At 64.8% G+C, this 15,654-nt stretch carries 13 protein-coding genes; 4 read left to right on the plus strand and 9 right to left on the minus strand.

All coding sequences use genetic code 11. The features are described from left to right. Positions 1-104 precede the first annotated feature (104 nt). Positions 105-680 carry a cysteine hydrolase family protein gene (locus DAT35_RS49830; protein ID WP_108076440.1) on the minus strand — a complete coding sequence of 192 codons (576 nt, stop codon included), beginning with the start codon at positions 678-680 and terminating at the stop codon, positions 105-107. 116 nt (positions 681-796) lie between these two features. On the opposite strand from DAT35_RS49830, the gene DAT35_RS49835 reads away from it, so the two are divergent. Continuing rightward, positions 797-1,804: a GlxA family transcriptional regulator gene (locus DAT35_RS49835; RefSeq protein ID WP_108076442.1), complete on the plus strand. Its 1,008-nt coding sequence runs from the start codon at positions 797-799 to the stop codon at positions 1,802-1,804. A gap of 37 nt (positions 1,805-1,841) precedes the next feature. Here DAT35_RS49835 and DAT35_RS49840 read toward each other — a convergent pair whose 3' ends face one another. Further along, the gene (locus tag DAT35_RS49840; protein ID WP_108076444.1) at positions 1,842-3,212 is read right to left on the minus strand and encodes an NAD(P)/FAD-dependent oxidoreductase; all 1,371 of its coding nucleotides are present in this window, start codon (positions 3,210-3,212) and stop codon (positions 1,842-1,844) included. A gap of 118 nt (positions 3,213-3,330) precedes the next feature. Here DAT35_RS49840 and DAT35_RS49845 point away from each other — a divergent pair, with 118 nt between their 5' ends. Further along, entirely contained in the window at positions 3,331-4,524 is a 1,194-nt protein-coding gene (locus tag DAT35_RS49845) for an LLM class flavin-dependent oxidoreductase (RefSeq protein ID WP_108076446.1), read from the plus strand. Positions 4,525-4,546: 22 nt separating this feature from the next. Here the strand turns inward: DAT35_RS49845 and DAT35_RS49850 are convergent, their stop codons facing one another. The 3 genes from DAT35_RS49850 to DAT35_RS49860 form a co-directional block, all read right to left on the minus strand. Continuing rightward, positions 4,547-5,581, minus strand: a complete 1,035-nt coding sequence (locus DAT35_RS49850) for a hypothetical protein (RefSeq protein WP_108076447.1) — start codon at positions 5,579-5,581, stop codon at positions 4,547-4,549. 151 nt (positions 5,582-5,732) lie between these two features. Further along, complete coding sequence (locus DAT35_RS49855; protein WP_108076448.1) at positions 5,733-6,362, minus strand: ankyrin repeat domain-containing protein; 630 nt, start codon at positions 6,360-6,362, stop codon at positions 5,733-5,735. A gap of 3 nt (positions 6,363-6,365) precedes the next feature. Beyond that, the gene (locus DAT35_RS49860) at positions 6,366-7,259 is read right to left on the minus strand and encodes a hypothetical protein (RefSeq protein ID WP_146210208.1); all 894 of its coding nucleotides are present in this window, start codon (positions 7,257-7,259) and stop codon (positions 6,366-6,368) included. 649 nt (positions 7,260-7,908) lie between these two features. Here DAT35_RS49860 and DAT35_RS49865 point away from each other — a divergent pair. Further along, positions 7,909-8,385, plus strand: coding sequence for a hypothetical protein (locus tag DAT35_RS49865; RefSeq protein ID WP_108076452.1), 477 nt, complete (start codon positions 7,909-7,911; stop codon positions 8,383-8,385). Between the two features lie 68 nt (positions 8,386-8,453). Here the strand turns inward: DAT35_RS49865 and DAT35_RS49870 are convergent, their stop codons facing one another. From DAT35_RS49870 to DAT35_RS49880, 3 genes are read right to left on the minus strand one after another with little or no spacing between them, the layout of a single operon-like run. Beyond that, the gene (locus DAT35_RS49870; RefSeq protein WP_108076454.1) at positions 8,454-9,386 is read right to left on the minus strand and encodes a hypothetical protein; all 933 of its coding nucleotides are present in this window, start codon (positions 9,384-9,386) and stop codon (positions 8,454-8,456) included. A 12-nt stretch (positions 9,387-9,398) separates the two neighbouring features. Beyond that, positions 9,399-10,433 carry a M48 family metallopeptidase gene (locus DAT35_RS49875; protein ID WP_108076456.1) on the minus strand — a complete coding sequence of 345 codons (1,035 nt, stop codon included), beginning with the start codon at positions 10,431-10,433 and terminating at the stop codon, positions 9,399-9,401. Next, the gene (locus DAT35_RS49880; protein ID WP_158502210.1) at positions 10,430-11,239 is read right to left on the minus strand and encodes a hypothetical protein; all 810 of its coding nucleotides are present in this window, start codon (positions 11,237-11,239) and stop codon (positions 10,430-10,432) included. Before DAT35_RS49880 ends, DAT35_RS49875 begins: the two co-directional genes overlap by 4 nt. Positions 11,240-11,548: 309 nt before the next feature. Between DAT35_RS49880 and DAT35_RS49885 the strand changes: the two genes are divergently transcribed. Then, positions 11,549-12,475 (plus strand): NmrA family NAD(P)-binding protein, encoded by a 927-nt coding sequence (locus tag DAT35_RS49885; RefSeq protein WP_158502211.1) that lies wholly within the window; start codon positions 11,549-11,551, stop codon positions 12,473-12,475. Positions 12,476-12,548: 73 nt separating this feature from the next. Here DAT35_RS49885 and DAT35_RS49890 read toward each other — a convergent pair whose 3' ends face one another. Further along, positions 12,549-15,548: a metallophosphoesterase gene (locus tag DAT35_RS49890; protein ID WP_108076460.1), complete on the minus strand. Its 3,000-nt coding sequence runs from the start codon at positions 15,546-15,548 to the stop codon at positions 12,549-12,551. Positions 15,549-15,654: the final 106 nt, after the last annotated feature.

The following is a 15,654-nucleotide window of genomic DNA, read 5'->3' on the forward strand; positions in this document are numbered from 1 at the left end:
CCAGCGTAACCCCGCCGTATCGGCGGCGAGCGCCGTGTCCCAGTCCCTGGAGGTGAACCTGCAGCCCTTCTGCAAGCTGTAGTGCCTCGCACCTCCTACTCGACTCACGCCTGTTGAGCTGATGGACGGGAGGCGCTGGCCAGGAACTCGTCAGTCGAGAGGGTCTTGGCATAGGCGAAGCTGAGTGCCGCCATGAAGGCCGCATGGACCTGAGCGGCCGGTACGCGCACGCCGCCGAATTCCAGATCGCGGGTGGCGCAGGCATCGTGGATCAGGGTGCATCCGTAGCCCAGATCGTTCGCCGCCCGCACCCCTCCATCGATGCACATGTGGCTCATGGCGCCGCAGATGACGAGCTCATCGACTCCGTGGCGGTCGAGGAGCTCCTCCAGCGCGGTCTCGCGGAAGGAGTTGATGTGGTGCTTCACCACCACGGACTCGGCCGCCACGGGGGCCACCTTCTTGTGGATCGCGGCCCCATCCGAGCCGGGAGCGAAGAAGGGGGCGTCGGCGCTCTGGGCTTCGTGGCGGACATGGACGACCAGCTCACCGCTGGTCCGCGCGGCGGCGATCAGCCGGGCGGCATTGTCGGCGGCGGCGTTGATGCCGCTGAGTGGCCATTTGCCGTCCGGGAAATAGTCGTTCTGGAGGTCAATGATGATGAGGGCTCGCTTGCTCATGATGTCTTCCTTTCGATCCGGGCAGTCGGGGTTGACTCACTGATGGACGGACTGTAGAGCGGCCCCCGTCTGGCCGGAATTGGCGGAACTGACAGAATCAGGGGTAGAACTGACAAATGGCGTCGAAGCGCGTTCTGGCAGGAGTCGGGCTGCTCATCTACCCCGGGGCGCAGATGTCGGCGGTGCACGGATTGACGGACATGTTTCGCACCGCCAACCGTCTGGCAGCCGAGAAGGGCCTTTCGGATGTGCCAGCCCTGCGCGTCAGCCATTGGCAGCTCGGTGGCAACGGACTGGCGGTGGAGCGGGTGTTCGACACCCACGGACAGGGCAGGGAGTGCCTGGCCGTGCTGATCGTGCCGCCAAGTCTGGATGATGAGCCGTTTGCGGGGCGGGCGGCGACACTGGCCCGCTGGATCGCCGCTCAGCATGCGACCGGCACCATCCTTTGCTCCATCTGTGCTGGTGCCTTCCTGCTGGCGGAGACCGGACTGCTGGACGGCCGGTGGGCTACGACCCATTGGGCCCTGGCGGAAAGGCTGGCCGAGCAGTTCCCCGCCATCCGGCTGGATGCGGACAAGCTGCTCATCGAAGATGGTGACATCATCACGGCGGGCGGCGTGATGGCGTGGGTCGATCTCGGGCTGAGGCTGGTGGACCGGCTGCTCAGCCCGAGCATCATGCTGGCGACCGCCCGTTTCTTGCTGGTCGATCCGTCCGGACGGGAGCAGCGCTTCTACAGCAACTTCGCGCCGAAGCTTCACCATGGCGATGCAGCCATCCTGAAGGTGCAGCATTGGTTGCAGGCGCATGGGTCGGAAAGGCTGACATTGCCGATGATGGCGGCGAAGGCCGTGCTGGGCGAGCGCACCTTCCTGCGCCGTTTCCAGAAGGCGACCGGCCTGAATCCCACCGCGTATGTCCAGCATCTGCGTGTCGGCAAGGCGCGGGAGATGCTGGAAACCACGAACCTGCCCCTCGAGCAGGTGGCGTGGCGGGTTGGCTACGAGGATCCCGGCGCCTTCCGCAAGGTCTTCCTCAAGCTGATGGGCTTGTCTCCCGGCGACTACCGGCGTCGGTTCAGCATCAGCCGGCCAGTCGGCCGCAGGCCTCGAGGAAGGTGAGCCGCCGAAGGCGTCTGGGCCCAGCCTTCGATACCCTTCAAGCCGCTTTGCGCTTGGGGTCACCGGAGGATGGGGATGCGGAGGCTTCCGGGGCGGAGGGGCGTGAGGTGAGGACCCGCCAGAGGATCCAGGGAGCAAAGAGGGCGGAGGGCGGCTTGACCATGTCCTTCACTTCGAGGAAGACGCGGTCGACCTCGGGGTCGTGCCTCGCTACGGCGAGCAGCCGCTGGACGTACTTGCCTGCCCAGAGCATCGCGGCCGGGCGGTTGCCCTCCACCTGCGGGTAGCCGAGATCTCCACTGGTGGCCAACTGCCAGGGAGTATCCACCACCTTCGACAGGCGCTTCTGGAAGCGCCGCGAAAGGCCCTGTCCATCCCCCTCACGCAGGCAGGCGCGCAACTCCAGCGCCTCGAGCGCCGCGGTCGTCATTCCCTGCCCATAAATGGGATTGAAGCTACACGCGGCATCGCCGAGCACCACATAGCCTTCTGGGAAGCGGGGCATGCGCTCATAATGACGGCGCAGGTAGCCGGCATACTTGAAGACGGAGACCTGGGTGAGCGGCTCCGCGTGCTGGAGAGCATCCGCCATGTCGGGCACGGGCAGGCTGCGTGCGAAGGCATCGAACCCCTCCGGGTCCGCCTGCGGGTGGTCTCCGAAGTAGCCCCAGAGCGTGACCATCCACCGTCCGCCCTCTATCGGCGTGACGACGCCATTGCGCAACAACGGTGGCGCGGTCGTCACCGTGAGCGCCTTCCAGTCCGGTGGCTCCGCCGGCATCCGATAGGCACGGCTGGCATAGGCCAGGTCCACCTGGAGGGTCGAGACTTCGGGGGCGCCGTAGCCGAGTGACTCGAGCCACTTCGGTGCCCGGGTGCCACGACCGCTCGCATCCACCACGAGGTCGGCCTCGAGCTGTTCCTCCTGCCCGCCGCGTTGCACGCGGACTCCTCGTACGTACGCATGGTCCGGACTGCTCACCAATCCTTCCACGCTCGCTTGCTCCAATACCCGCACATTGGGCAGCCGCCGCACGCGCTCACGCACGTGGTGCTCGACGAAGGGCCGGCTCATGCAGAACATGGGGGAGCCGCTCTCATAGCGCGGCTTCCAGAAGCCAAACTGCAGGGTACGGAAGTCTCGCGTCTGGTCCAACCGCGTCGCGCCTGCTGCCTCTACGTCCGCGAGGAAGCCGGGGAAGAGCTCGTCGAGTGCCTGTGCGCCCCGAGTGAGCAGGACGTGGACGTGACGGGCCTGAGGTACACCCTTGCGATCCTCGGGCCCATCCGGGAGCAGGTCACGCTCGACGAGTGTCACCTGCGCCGCATGGTCGGCCAGCACCCGGGCGGCCAGTAGCCCCGCCATGCTCCCCCCGATGACCACTGCATGTTTGTACCGCACTGTCATGTCTCGACCTCTGCGTCTTCATCGGAAGCGGAATGCCCCTGCCTCGATCATAGGCGGAATCGAAGTTTCCTGTGCCCGCGCGAGATCGTCCTAAGCTTCCGAGTGGAGGGCAGGAACCATGAGACTGGATGTCTTCTCGGAGATGCAGCACCCGAAGGAACTGTGGCGGGACGCGGGGCACGAGCAACGGCTGATCCAGGAGACCTTGGAGCAGGCGAGGCTGGCCGATGAGCTGGGCTATGGGGTGTGGTGGCAGGTGGAGCACCACGCGGCCGGGGAGTTCAGCTACAGCTCGGCGCCCGAGGTGATGCTGACGGCGATCGCCATGAGCACGAAGAACCTACACGTGGGCCACTCGTCGGTGCTGGCTCCCTCGCGGTTCAACCACCCCATCCGCATCGCCGAGCGCGCGGCCTTCATCGACCAGCTGAGCCAGGGGCGCTTCCAACTGGGCCTGGCGCGGAGCACCATCCCCGAGTGGCGCACCTTCAACATCAACCCGGACTCGACGCGGGGGCAGATGCAGCAGGCCTTCGAGATGATTCCGAAGATGTGGACCCGGGAGTCGTTCTCCTGGGAGAGCCCTGACTTCCAGATCAAGAACGTCAACATCGTGCCCAAGCCGTACCGTCGGCCGCACCCGCCGCTGTGGCAGGCGTGCTCCAGCCCGGCCTCGTTCGAGCAGGCGGGGCGCAACGGGGTGGGGGCGCTGGGGGTGACGCTGTGGGCCTCGATGGAGGAGGTGGCGGAGATGATCCACCTCTACCGGGAGGCCCTGCGCACCCGGTGCGAACCGGTGGGGGAGTTCGTGAATGAGCAGGTGGCCTTCTTCACCTTCGTGCATTGCGCGGACAGCGAGCAGGAGGCGATGGAGAACGGCGCGGCGAAAGCGGCGGCCTGGTACACGAGCAACTCCTTCACCTTCTTCGAGGCGAAGGATCAATTCGTCAAGACGGCCGCCGAGCTCGAGGCATTGGCGAAGGACCCGGCTGGTGGAGGGCTGACAGGCCAGTACGTGCGAAAGAAGGACCCGAACGCGCCGCAGTCCCGGACCCAGCGGTTGCTCGGCCGGGTGATGACGGGCGAGGCCGTCCCGGACCAGGAGGTCTGGGAGGTGCTGAGCGAGCAGGAGTCGCTGATCGTCGGCACGAAGGACCAGGTACGCCGGAGGATGAAGCGCTACGAGGCGCTCGGCATCGACGCGCTGATGTCCTTCCACCAGGTCGGTGCCCTCCGGCATGAGCAGGTCATGAAGAGCCTGCGCCTCACAGGGGAGCTGATTCCGGAGTTCCACCTCCCCAAGGTGCCATAGCCGGGAAGCCTACCCCCCTGTGTCAGGGTAGTTGACCGCCTGGAGGTGGCGGACGGCTGCGCTCCAGGCGCAGGATCGCCACCTCTCCGTCGAACCCTCCTTCTCCCAGGCGCGAGAGATGGAGCGCCTCGGGCCCCGCGTGCAAGACGAGATCGTCCGCGTCCAGGAGCCCGCTCGCGTTCGCATCCGAGTAGAAGACCCCCACGTGCTGGAACTGCTTTTCACCGGGGTACCGCACGGCAAGCAGATCGCCCGGCCGGACGCCCTCGCCAATGGACACCGCTCGCTCCGGCGCGCCCTGGCGGAGCTGGACCGTGGCCGCTCTGGGAAGCTCCTTCACCAGCGCGGCCACGTTGAAGTCGCGCTCGAGTGGCTTGCCCATCCAGCGGGCGCGCGCGGCCATGAGCACGTCCGCGCAGTCCACGCCGATGTAGTGGTAGCTCTGGTGCGGAACGGAGCCGAATAGGCCCGGGACATTGAAGAAGGAGGTCACGTAGCCCAGGTACCCCTCGCCGTCGCGGATGGAGATCCGGAACACCTTGGGCGAGAGACCTCGGTGATCGCTCCGTTCGAGGCCCGGAGAGCTCGAGGTGACGCCGCCTTCCTCCACCTCGGCCTGAAACCAGAAGGTGCCCACGTCTTCCAGGTAGTGGTTCGCCCTGGCCGGATGCGGCTCCAGCTCCTCACCCCGGATGACTCTCCCGGAGGCGTCGAGTGGGCTGATCTCCCAGCGGCCGCGGAGGCTCCGGAGCTCTTCGCGGAGATACGGAATCTTCGCCCAACCCACCCACGCGTACGGGGAGGGCTCCCAGGGGTGGTTGGCGTTCTTGTAGTCGCGCGAGATGTCCGCGTAGATGCGGTACCAGCGAATGGTGGCGCCTGGGCGGGGAGCCACGCGCAGGGCGATGGCTTCTCCCTTGAGCGGCGAGATGGACGCCCCGCGCATCCACTGCCCTGAACCCACGCGGGCCTCGATCGAAAGGTCTCCAGCCTGGGACGAGAGGGCGGCCAGCAGGGTCGCCGAGAAGAGCAGCGCTCGCGGTAGCATGGACTGCATGGTACCTCGCCGGGTGGGTGGAAATGCCACGCTGGCCACCTTGGTGCTGACGACTCGTGGGGCGCGAGGCGTCGGAACGAGTCCTTCGACACCTTCCCCGCGCGCAGACCACATAAAGTGCGGGAGAGCCCGTAATCGGGGCAGGCTCACTCTACGGGTTGCGGCCCTTCGCGCCTCCGAGCAGCTCGAATGCGGTGTCCCATCGCTGGGAATTGGACTCATCGCGCGGCGGCAGGCGTTCGCGGGTAGGCCTGCGGGAATCGTCCGGGGCTTCTGGATCCGCGCCCGCGTCGAGAAGCAACTTCATCATCGGGATATCCAACTGCCATATCGCAATCCCGAGCGCGGTGAATCCGAGCAGCCCGCCCCAGTCGTTGATCGTCCTAGTGGCCCCTGCGGCCAGGAGGAGCGAGGCCATGTCCAGATTGCCATCCTCCGCGGACGACCGCAGCGGCGTGATTCCGTCGCTGCTGCGCACGTTGGGCTCGGCCCCCGCCTTTACGAGCGCATCGGCTGCTGCCAGTTCGTTTTCGCAGACCGCCACCAACAAGGGAGTCCTGTCCCGCTCGACGTCCCACGCGTTGACATCCGCGCCATGCTTGAGGAGCGCCAAGATGACGTCGAGTTTGCCTCCATCGGCGAGTTCGTAGATGGCCACATGAAGCGGACGCAATCCTGGAGGCTCCGACTGCGGCTCGTTCGGATCGGCCCCCTCGGCCAGCAATGCCTTGATCCGGGCCGTATCGTGCTGCTTGATTGCTGTGAAGAGTTCTTTCGACATGACTCACAGCTCCGACATCGGATGACCCGGGGCGCAATTCTTCGCTTCGAGAGCCTTAGCTGCCGCAAGGCCCTTTTCGAGTTCTGTCATGGCTGTGTTGTGGCCCGAGTCGGGCTTGCCTCCAAAGCATTCTTTCTGAATCTCCCACCGCGTCTCCAGAACTTTCTTCATGGCTTCAAGACGCAGCCGGATCTTGGAACACGGCACCTTGTCCAGCTTCTTTTCACTCTTCGTGTTGTGCTCCTTCGGATTGTAGCGAGGGATCTCCCTGAGGAGCTGATCCTTCTTCGCTTCAAGCTTGTCGAGCAGGCTGTTCTTGCAGGTCTGACCCGGGTAGAGGGGAACCCGCTCGTACTCCTCCTCGCTAGAATAGTTCTTGCCCGTCGCCGGATTGATTCGGGTCCGCCAATGGGGGGGAGCTGCGACCGTCGCAACCAGTTCCGAATCAAAGTCCGGCACCACCTCCTCGGCATCCTGTGGCACAAGCTCCTCCATGAGCCGTCGCGACTCCTCCGCCACCTCCCGCAGACGGGCCTCGTACTCCCCTTGAGCGTCCACCCACTCCGGACGACGGTCGATCTCCGGACCGGCGGTGCTGGAGGGATAGAGCAGGACGAGGAGCGCGAGTAACGGGCCCACCCGGGGGAGGACTTCAACCAACGTCCTGGCGCGTCCAGCCTGCGCGACCCCCTCCGCCCCCCTCGACACCTCGGCGGCTTGCCCGCTCGTCTTAGCGGCTCTGGAGAAGCGCTCAAAAGCTCGTTCCGCTGCGGTGAGCCTTCCGTCCAACGCTTCCCATTGACGCGGCTCCAGGTCCGTGCGCGCTCGAAAGAGCAGTGCCCTGGCCTGGTCCAGGTCCGCCTTTCTAATCTGTGACTGTTGCTGCACCGGGTCCATCGGCGCGGATACGAGCCGGATGCTCGGGCCCGAGGGACGAGTCGGGACGAAGGCGTGATGCCGTGGCATCGACAGCGGGGCGGGCGCGCTGGCGCAGGCTGAGGCAAAGAGCAAAAGTGCGATGCACGCTCGGAAACGCATGGCTACGTCCTCAAACAAAATCAGAACCTAAAGGGTCCTGGTGGGGCTGTTCGGAGTCTGTATGCGCAATCTGACAGTGAGGGGTCCCAGGGTGTGCCGGAGCGCGGAACCTGGCGCGGGAGGGCACCAGCGACGCGGGGCTTGGGCTCGGTCGGGTACTCCAAGGGACGACGCAGCGTCATAGGAACCTGGGCAGTGGGCGCGGCGCGGTCCAGCAAGGGCGCGGAGCAAGTCGCGGAAGCACAGCCGAAGGTGTCAGACGACTTGTAGGTCGCGAGGCGTCGGAACGAGTCCTTTGAGACCTTCCACTCTTCCACTGCATGTGTCCAAGGACCGCGAACTACTTGCCAATCTTCTGAAGAAGTTCGACCGCAGTGGCGTGAGGGTGGGGCTCTACCTGATCTGGTGAGTACCCTGATGGCACGGACGAAAAGGTGGTGCTGGATGCCCCCGGGCGGGTGTCAAAGCGTTTATCCTTTGAATCAGTGCAAGAGGGCTTCGGGAGGGGATGATGAAGTCGAAGTTATTTCGTGTTGCCGGTTGGCTCGTCGCGGCGCTCACCGTCGCCGCGCTTCTCTGGGACATACTGCTCCCGGAGCAACCAGGCGGAACAGAGGCCGCTCAAGCCGGCTTCCGCATCGGGTTTGTCATCGGCTCCATCCTCCGAACTCTCATCTTCGGCTTCGCCGCACTTGCGCTGCTGCGGGCTGGCGAGCATGCCAGCAATTCCTCTGATAAGTCCTGGGAGCGCAAAGAGCTCGAGGCAATCGTCGCGTCAAGGAGAGCGGAGATCCCGGCCACTGCCCCCCAGCGTGCGTCCGAGTACGAGGCCCTCAGCGACCGCGATCTGGTGGAGGTTTACGGACGTATTGATGCGCACGCGCATCTCGAGCGCTTTCGTGCCCTGCTCTGGGCCATGTCTCAGAGGGTGGCCGCAGCCCCAGCTCCTCTCGAGGCCCCGAGGAAGGCGCCAGAGATTTTGTAGAGGTCTGAGCTTCCGGCCCCGATTGAAGTGTTCCCGACGGGATTCGAACTCGTCGGGGAGCTCGGGCGTTAGCGGCCCGTGAGGCTCGCCGTGTCGAGCTTGGCCGTGTTGCTCAGACAGGCCTCCGGCGAGTCGGAGACGCCGAGGTCGATGCGCCGAGACTGGTTGGCACGTGTGAGGCTTTGCAGGCGGAGCTCACAGTGGGCGGGCTCGGTGAAGCGGTCGTGGTGGAGGGAGTAGAAGGTGCCGGGCTCGCGTGGCAGCACGCCCACCTGGTCGAGAAGGGTGTCCTTGGCTCCGGCCGTCCAGTCGAGGTCCGCGAGCAGCTGGGCCTTCAGCTTGCCGTCGAGGCTCCACACGCACACGTCCGTCCTGCCGTCCTTGCCCGCGTGCGCCTCACCGTAGGTGATGAGGCGGTCTCCCGAGAAGCGTGCGTTCGTGCCCGACACGCACGGCAGCTCGGGCAGCGGCGTCTTGCGCTTGGTGTCGATGTCCACCAGTCCGATGAATTTCTGGTAGCGGCCGTTCTTGCGCTCGTTCTGGTCGAAGAAGAGGACGGGCTTGGAGGGATGTGCCTCGAAGCCGATCACGTGCTGATAGAGCCCGTGGCGCTTACCGTTGCGCGAGACGTCGAGCACGTCCGAGAAGTCGCTCGCGCACCCGAACGTGTAATAGGTGAGTGTGTATGGGCTGGGGAGCTTCACCACCCGCTCGTTCTCCTTCAGCCAGCCGTTGATGTTCATCTGCTCGCCTGTGGAGAGCGCGTAGAGCTCCGACGGCGTGCCCTCGCGCTTGACGCGTTGGACGGGTGTCTCGCCTGGGATGAAGTTCTCCGGCTGGCACGGGGCTGGCTCGGCGGGCTTCGGCTGCGCGGCGGGCAGGCGGGCCGGGACGGATTGGAGCTCGGCCCAGGAGGCATCCTTCGGCTCGGCCGCGGAGGCGGTGCTGGTCATCAGCAGCAGGCCGAGGGTCAGAGAGCGGTGGGCGGAGGTGTGGCTCATGGGGCTCTTCGTTCAGGCCGCGATCGGGCGCTTGGCGCGCTCGTAGTGTCCGGCGAGGATTTCCAGGTAGTTGCCGTGCTCCACCCACTCCAGCAGGTGCATCACCCGCCAGGCGACGAACGGGTGGCTGTTGTCCATGGTCATCAGTGTCGCGAGCAGGCCGTCGAACCAGTTGTCCTCTTCCAGCTTCGCGAGCGTGCGCGCCTGTCGGATGAAAGGGGCCAGCTGCATCTTCGTGCGCCGAGTGACGCCCGGCCGGTGGCCTCCCGCGAGCTTCATCAGCACGTTGAGCGAGGCACCCAGGTCCCGGCAGGCCAGCAGCCCGGCGCGGTCCGCCGTCAGCTCCGAGCAGCGCATCCATTTATAGAGCGCCTTCTGTAGGGGGAAGCTCAGCACCTGTCCCACGGTGCCCAGCAGGTGGGTGCCGCTGGCCATCACCAGCGCCACCGTCCGGTAGAGGCCATGTTCCGCGTGCATGTGGCCCAGCTCGTGCCCCATCACGGTGAGCACCTCCGTGTCGTTGAGCTGGTCCAGCAGGCCCGCGTAGACCGTGATGGACGGTTCCTCGCTGCCGTACGTGGCCGCGTTGGCATGCGGAGACTCGGAGAGGAACAGCGTGGGCTTCTGGGTCAGATCCAGGCTGCGCCGGGACTGCTCCAGCAGGGCCACCAGCTCGGGGAACTGGTCCTCTCCGCAGAGCACGGCGCTGGAGAGGTTCAACAGTCGCAGGGTTCGCTCGCCGAGCTGGGACATCAACCAACGGATCAGCGCGGGGAAGCCGGGGATGCCCTTGAGGGCCGCCAACGCCGTGCGGTCCAACGCGTGCTCGTAGGCGCTCGAGGCGATGCCGGAGAGGGGCTCCTGGGGCGCGAGGAACAGCGGCTTGCCGCATGCTCCGCATTCGCACTGGTTGGGCTCGAGGATGGCCCGGGGCACCTGGACCCGGTTGCGCCGGCCGCAGTGGCGGCACTCCAGCACCTTCGCGGGCACCTGCTTCGCATCCGGCCAGAGGGCCGCGAGCAGCTCGGTATGGGACTCGTTCTTCATGACTTCCTCCCGGAGGCCCGGCGCCGTGCCGGCGTGGCTTCTCCCGTGCTCTTCCTGCTCGGGCTCTTCTTCTTCGCGGGCCGCCGCACCCGGGCCTCCACCACGTCTTCCTGCTCCGACTCCTCGCGCTCCGCCTCGGTGGCGAGGAGCTCGCGGCGCTTGCCCAGGTCGCGGATGCACCGCTCGCCCACGCGGGTGGTGAGGACCTTGTTCATCGACGAGCCCACCGCGATGCCCACCAGCGGCAGGGCCCGCACCAGTCCCTTGGACAGCTGCAGGAGCGCGAGCTTCGTCATCACGCCCACCAGCATCTTGGAGACCTCGCGCGGCGCGTACTTCCAGATGGCGACGCCCTCGGCCTTCGCCATGTCCAGCAGGATGTTCTCCCCGCTGCGGGCGTCGTAGGTGCTCACCGAGGCGAGCAGGAACGCGAGCTGCCGCTCCTCGTCCTTGCGGATGTCGAAGCCATGGAGGTGGCTGAGCACGAGCGCCATCTCCACCTCGTACTTGAGGAGGAAGCCCATGTCCGCGAGCGCTCCGCCCAGGGCCGCCACCAGGGTGCCAGCGCCGGGAAGCAGCGCGGGAGCGGCGGCCAGGCCTCCGGCAACGGCCGCTTTGTTGGAGAAGGAGCGCACCACCTCCGTGGCCGCGGCATGGCGTGCCATCTCCAGGTTGTCGCGCTTGTTCTCCAGGGCCCGCCGCAGGTGCCGCTCGGCGAGGGCGATGAGGCTGTCCGTATCCGAGAGGATGCGCTCGACGGCGGTGAGGAGCTTGCGTCCCTGGCTCTGGTCCTCGACTTCCTTCATGGGTCCCCCCTCGGAGGTGGAACGAACACAGGACGCCGGGGCGGCGCCCGATGCCTGGACGCTTGCGAAGCGCCGCATCCCTGTCAAGCCGGGGGGCCTCCGATTGAGCGCGGTGCCGCTCTCGGAGCGGACATCCGAGGCCTCGTACTGCTTCCTGCCCGGTGGCTGTCGGGCTGGCCCTCGCGGGGATGGACCCATGCAGGTGCCCGCCAGAAGCCGGGAGGGGACACACATTGGTGGCTGATACGCGGGGCACTGCCGAAGCGAAGGGCCCAGGCCCGGCCTCCGGTGAGTGGCGAGGAGAGTCCTATGTACGTGGTGACTGGCGCATCGGGACATACGGGGTCCGTGGTGGCTCGGACGCTGCTGGAGCGGGGCGAGCGGGTCCGGGTCCTCCTTCGTGACGAGGCCAAGGCCGAGCCGTGGCGGAGATGGGGCGCCGAGGTCGTGCTGGCGGATCTGCGCGATGTCGCCTCGCTGTCCCTGTCCATGGTGGGAGCGCAGGGGGCCTATCTGATGGTGCCTCCGCCCGTGCCTTCGAGCGTCGGGGTGTTGGAGGCGTGCTGGACGGTGGTGGATGCGATGCGGCGGGCGGTGGACGAGAGCGGGCTGCCGCACTTCGTGCTGCTCTCCTCGGTGGGGGCGCAGCATTCCAATGGGACGGGCCTCGTGAAGACGCTGAACCTGGCGGAGCGCGAGCTGGGCTCGCTGGGAAGGCCGATGACGATCGTCCGCTCGGCGTACTTCATGGAGAACTGGGGCGCGGGGTTGTCCTCGGTGGTGAGCTCGGGCCTGCTGCCGAGCTTTCTCGGTCCATCGGACCGCGAGGTGCACATGGTGGCGACGCGGGACGTCGGGGAGACCGCGGCCGGGATGCTGCGCGAGCCCACGCTCGGCCGGCGCCTGGTGGAGCTGACGGGACCGGAGGACTACAGCCCCAGCGATGTGGCGGCTACGTTGCGGCGGTTGCTCGGACGGCCGGTGAGCGTGGAGGAGCACATGCCCGCGGCCCAGATTCCGATGCTCATGGACATGGGATTCTCGGAGGAGCTGGCGAACCTCCTGGCGGAGCTCAACGACGCCACCAACCGGGGCCGGCTCACCTTCGAGCAATCCGGCCTCGTGGTGCGCGGCTGGACGACCCTGGAGGAAGTGCTCGCGGGGATGCTGCGGGCCATGGGGGCCCTGCCGCACAAGGAAGCCGGTGCCGCGGTCGGTACGACTCCCTCATCGTAGGCGAGAGTTTCCAACTTGCTGGGGCAGGCTGGCTTTAATTTCGCAAGTCAGTGCCTCTGGTTCGCGCCGACAGTCATTCAGTCGTACTAGAATGCTGCAGCTTGAGCTTCTTCGCCTGCTGCATCTGTTGATCCGCCAGTATCTTGATCTCGACGGCGGAATTGCTTGAGGTGCGTCGCATTCGCTCTTGCACTGTTCGCCGGAGCATCGATTCCAAGGTGACCACGTTCACGGAGCTAAACGAGACGGAATTGATGTACCGAATAGTCAGCCAGAACTCTAACATGCCGACTACCGTGTTGCTGGAGGTCTCCTCCAGCAATTTGTCGACCAATGAGTGTGTGCCCTCTCCGCCCAGCTCGCTGTACCAGATCAGAAGCAGGATGCGCCGGATTTCGTCCTGCTCTGCCATGAACGTTTCCCGGAGCGTCGATGCGAGGTGGCGAGCTCCGCCTGTATTGGCGACGAGATGCCCGATGATGAGAAGCATGGTCGCACTTATAATGCCCGACAGTTCTTTTTTACTGCTCTTCCAGCCAGGGGCGACCGCATCCATTATCGCGGAGGTGAGTTGCTCGTCTCGGATGAATTCTCCCAGCAGCATGGTGGACAAGTCTACTGCCGCCTTCGTGGCCGAGAGCTTCGAATCCTTACTAAGCCACATACTGCTGCGGAGAACGCCAACTGCGGAAACGAACTGGTAGATGCTTTGGCCGAGGGCTTCAAGCCCCTCCTTACCGTGGCGCACACGATGGAGTCGGGTGCCCGCCCGCGCGGACTCTGCCTCCGATAGGACGACGCCCATCTCGTCAACAGAGAGTGCGCCAGCCTTAGCCCGGCTGACCGCCTCCTCTGGACTGTTTTCGGGCATGAGATGGGTGAGGTCCGCTAGATCGTCGATGCGGAACGGTCTGGCTCCTTCAGGGAGGTGTTCCTTGGTGAGCGCCAAGCACCGCTCCACCAGCTTCGGTTGGTCCACCATCTCCGCGAGGAAAACGAGCGCGCCTCCGAGTCGGATAAGGCTATCACCATCGAGTTGTTCGACATCGGACCACATCGTCTCACGCAGGTGCTCGGCATAGAAGAACTCTTGCAATACGAAAAATGCGAAGGAGAGTTCGTCACCATCCATGATGAGGAGTTGGCTAGCGATTAGCTCCTTGAGCAACTCACGCGGCTCGGCTTCGATGGCGCAGGCCCGAATCTCTGTATTGATGAGGTCCAAGGCTTCTATGAAGGTGAGAACATTCTTGCGCCCATCCATCATCTTTGCCGAGAGAGTACGGAGCAGGCGGGCTCGGATCTTGGGCCGTTCTCCCGATGCGATCTCGAAGACGCCCAGGCGAAGATCGACGTAGGTCTTCAGCAGGCCTACGAGGTTGGTGATGTCACCTGCTAGCGACCGGTTGGTAAGCTCGGCCAATATCAGAATCACCCACGGCCATCGTGGGAGTTCTGCCTCAATGAGAGTGTTCAGCGAGGCCTCGAGTTTCTGTCCAACGGCCTCTCCTGGGGACCTCCCGAATCGGGTGAGCTCATCGCGAACTCGTGTGACTGGAAGGGGGTTCAGTGTCGAGCGGACCCATGTCCCGGGAATTTCTTCCTCGGTCGGAAGCATGATGGGAGGGCCAACCGCGATCACGCGGAGGGATGGGCAATTGTTGCGCCAGCCATTGATAATTCCCCACTCTGGACGATTCGACTCTACTAGCGCGTTATCGATCAAAAGGGCCACGGAGCCCCCGAGCATCTTGTCGGCTTGGTTCTTCGGCTTGTTCAGCCGTTCGGAAATCAGGGTCACAAGCCCGCGGCGTTCGGCTTTGTCGGCAATCTCTGAGAAGTCTAGCCGTATGGCCACACAACCTGAGACACTCAGCTTCGCGCCGATGTAATCGAGCAGCGTCGTTTTTCCGGAATGCGGCTTACCTGCAATGATATGGGACTTGTTGTCCTTGAGGATGTCCTGGAGCTGGAGTGTGCGCTCGCGCTTACCGGATGGCGCGAGCAGATGTGGTTCGATGAAGCGATGCTCGATATCGCGGGACGCAATAGATGTGCTGGGCGGAAGATGCCGGAGTAGACGCGATTGGTACTCAGTCCGGAGATCCTGTGATGCCCGGGTGCGCAAGGTCAGCGCTTTGTCATCCAAACCAGAGCGGTTGGGCAATGTCCCCTTCCAGGTGCCGCTCGGGGGCGCGAATTCAGGGCTCGCGTGATACGTACCGCGCCGGTCGTCCCATCGATAGGATGTCACCGCGAGTTGCCGAGTGACCGACGAAATTTCGTAGATGAGGAATCCAGTCTGGGCCTTCGCGGCCAACAGGGCGGGAGCCTGGAAAGAGTAACACTCACCGTGCGGAGAGGACAAGCGGATCCCCTCGTCCTCGTGCAGGTGTCCCATGCAGTACATGTCGAAGCGAGCAGACATCCGCTCCCGCACGCGTACTCCGTCGTCGTCTGCGAGCCAGCTCAGCGGATGATGCCAGAGTGCAACTCGGACTGGCGCGCTACTGATCTGACTGTACTGCTCATCAACCTGGGCGCGCGTGATGACCAGCTTGTTACGATCCTGGTCGCCGGATGACGTCCAGGCGCTGTTCAGGCAGCAGACTCCGATGGTCTCGCTACCGACTTGCAGCAGACTTGCGGCGTGCTGGAGGTTGTTCCGCTGGACGAATTCGTCGTACGCATTCAGCCGATCAAAGGGGAGTTTGCGATCCTCTTCGTTGCGCCAGAGTTCATCAGCAGCATCGGCAGTCGAGACGGCATTCCGAATGCCTGGTTCCGTGAGCTTCCTAATCCGGCTGCGATCTACGTCGTGATTGCCCGGAACGATGTAGAACCGCTGCGACTGAAGTGCGAATGCTTCAAGGATGGGTTCCACCACTCGTCGGTGGAACAGCTCGAACTGGCCTGCTTGGCCAGAGTATGTGGCATCTCCGGTGAAGAAGACGGCGTCGATGCGCGATTCCTTCGCGCAAACTCCGAGCATCGCCTCGACTCGATCCCTTACCGAGGCTGTGTTTCCGGAGGAGATGTGGATATCGCTGAAGTGGAGGATGCGAATACTCATGCTGCTGCTATCTCCCTAGAACGGTCCGTGACTGAGGGGCCAGAGTAGGTAAGTTGAATACTTCTCACATTGAGGAATATTCCGGTGGTGCGGAGCCGAGCTGCCG

This window comes from Vitiosangium sp. GDMCC 1.1324 (genome assembly GCF_003044305.1).
Taxonomy (GTDB): Bacteria; Myxococcota; Myxococcia; order Myxococcales; family Myxococcaceae; genus Archangium.

Excerpts from the sequence above, each read along its gene's own strand:
- DAT35_RS49830 (WP_108076440.1), bottom strand. The coding sequence starts at position 680 with ATGAGCAAGCGAGCCCTCATCATCATTGACCTCCAGAACGACTATTTC.
- DAT35_RS49835 (WP_108076442.1), top strand. The coding sequence starts at position 797 with ATGGCGTCGAAGCGCGTTCTGGCAGGAGTCGGGCTGCTCATCTACCCC.
- DAT35_RS49840 (WP_108076444.1), bottom strand. The coding sequence starts at position 3,212 with ATGACAGTGCGGTACAAACATGCAGTGGTCATCGGGGGGAGCATGGCG.
- DAT35_RS49845 (WP_108076446.1), top strand. The coding sequence starts at position 3,331 with ATGAGACTGGATGTCTTCTCGGAGATGCAGCACCCGAAGGAACTGTGG.
- DAT35_RS49850 (WP_108076447.1), bottom strand. The coding sequence starts at position 5,581 with ATGCAGTCCATGCTACCGCGAGCGCTGCTCTTCTCGGCGACCCTGCTG.
- DAT35_RS49855 (WP_108076448.1), bottom strand. The coding sequence starts at position 6,362 with ATGTCGAAAGAACTCTTCACAGCAATCAAGCAGCACGATACGGCCCGG.
- DAT35_RS49860 (WP_146210208.1), bottom strand. The coding sequence starts at position 7,259 with ATGGACCCGGTGCAGCAACAGTCACAGATTAGAAAGGCGGACCTGGAC.
- DAT35_RS49865 (WP_108076452.1), top strand. The coding sequence starts at position 7,909 with ATGATGAAGTCGAAGTTATTTCGTGTTGCCGGTTGGCTCGTCGCGGCG.
- DAT35_RS49870 (WP_108076454.1), bottom strand. The coding sequence starts at position 9,386 with ATGAGCCACACCTCCGCCCACCGCTCTCTGACCCTCGGCCTGCTGCTG.
- DAT35_RS49875 (WP_108076456.1), bottom strand. The coding sequence starts at position 10,433 with ATGAAGAACGAGTCCCATACCGAGCTGCTCGCGGCCCTCTGGCCGGAT.
- DAT35_RS49880 (WP_158502210.1), bottom strand. The coding sequence starts at position 11,239 with ATGAAGGAAGTCGAGGACCAGAGCCAGGGACGCAAGCTCCTCACCGCC.
- DAT35_RS49885 (WP_158502211.1), top strand. The coding sequence starts at position 11,549 with ATGTACGTGGTGACTGGCGCATCGGGACATACGGGGTCCGTGGTGGCT.
- DAT35_RS49890 (WP_108076460.1), bottom strand. The coding sequence starts at position 15,548 with ATGAGTATTCGCATCCTCCACTTCAGCGATATCCACATCTCCTCCGGA.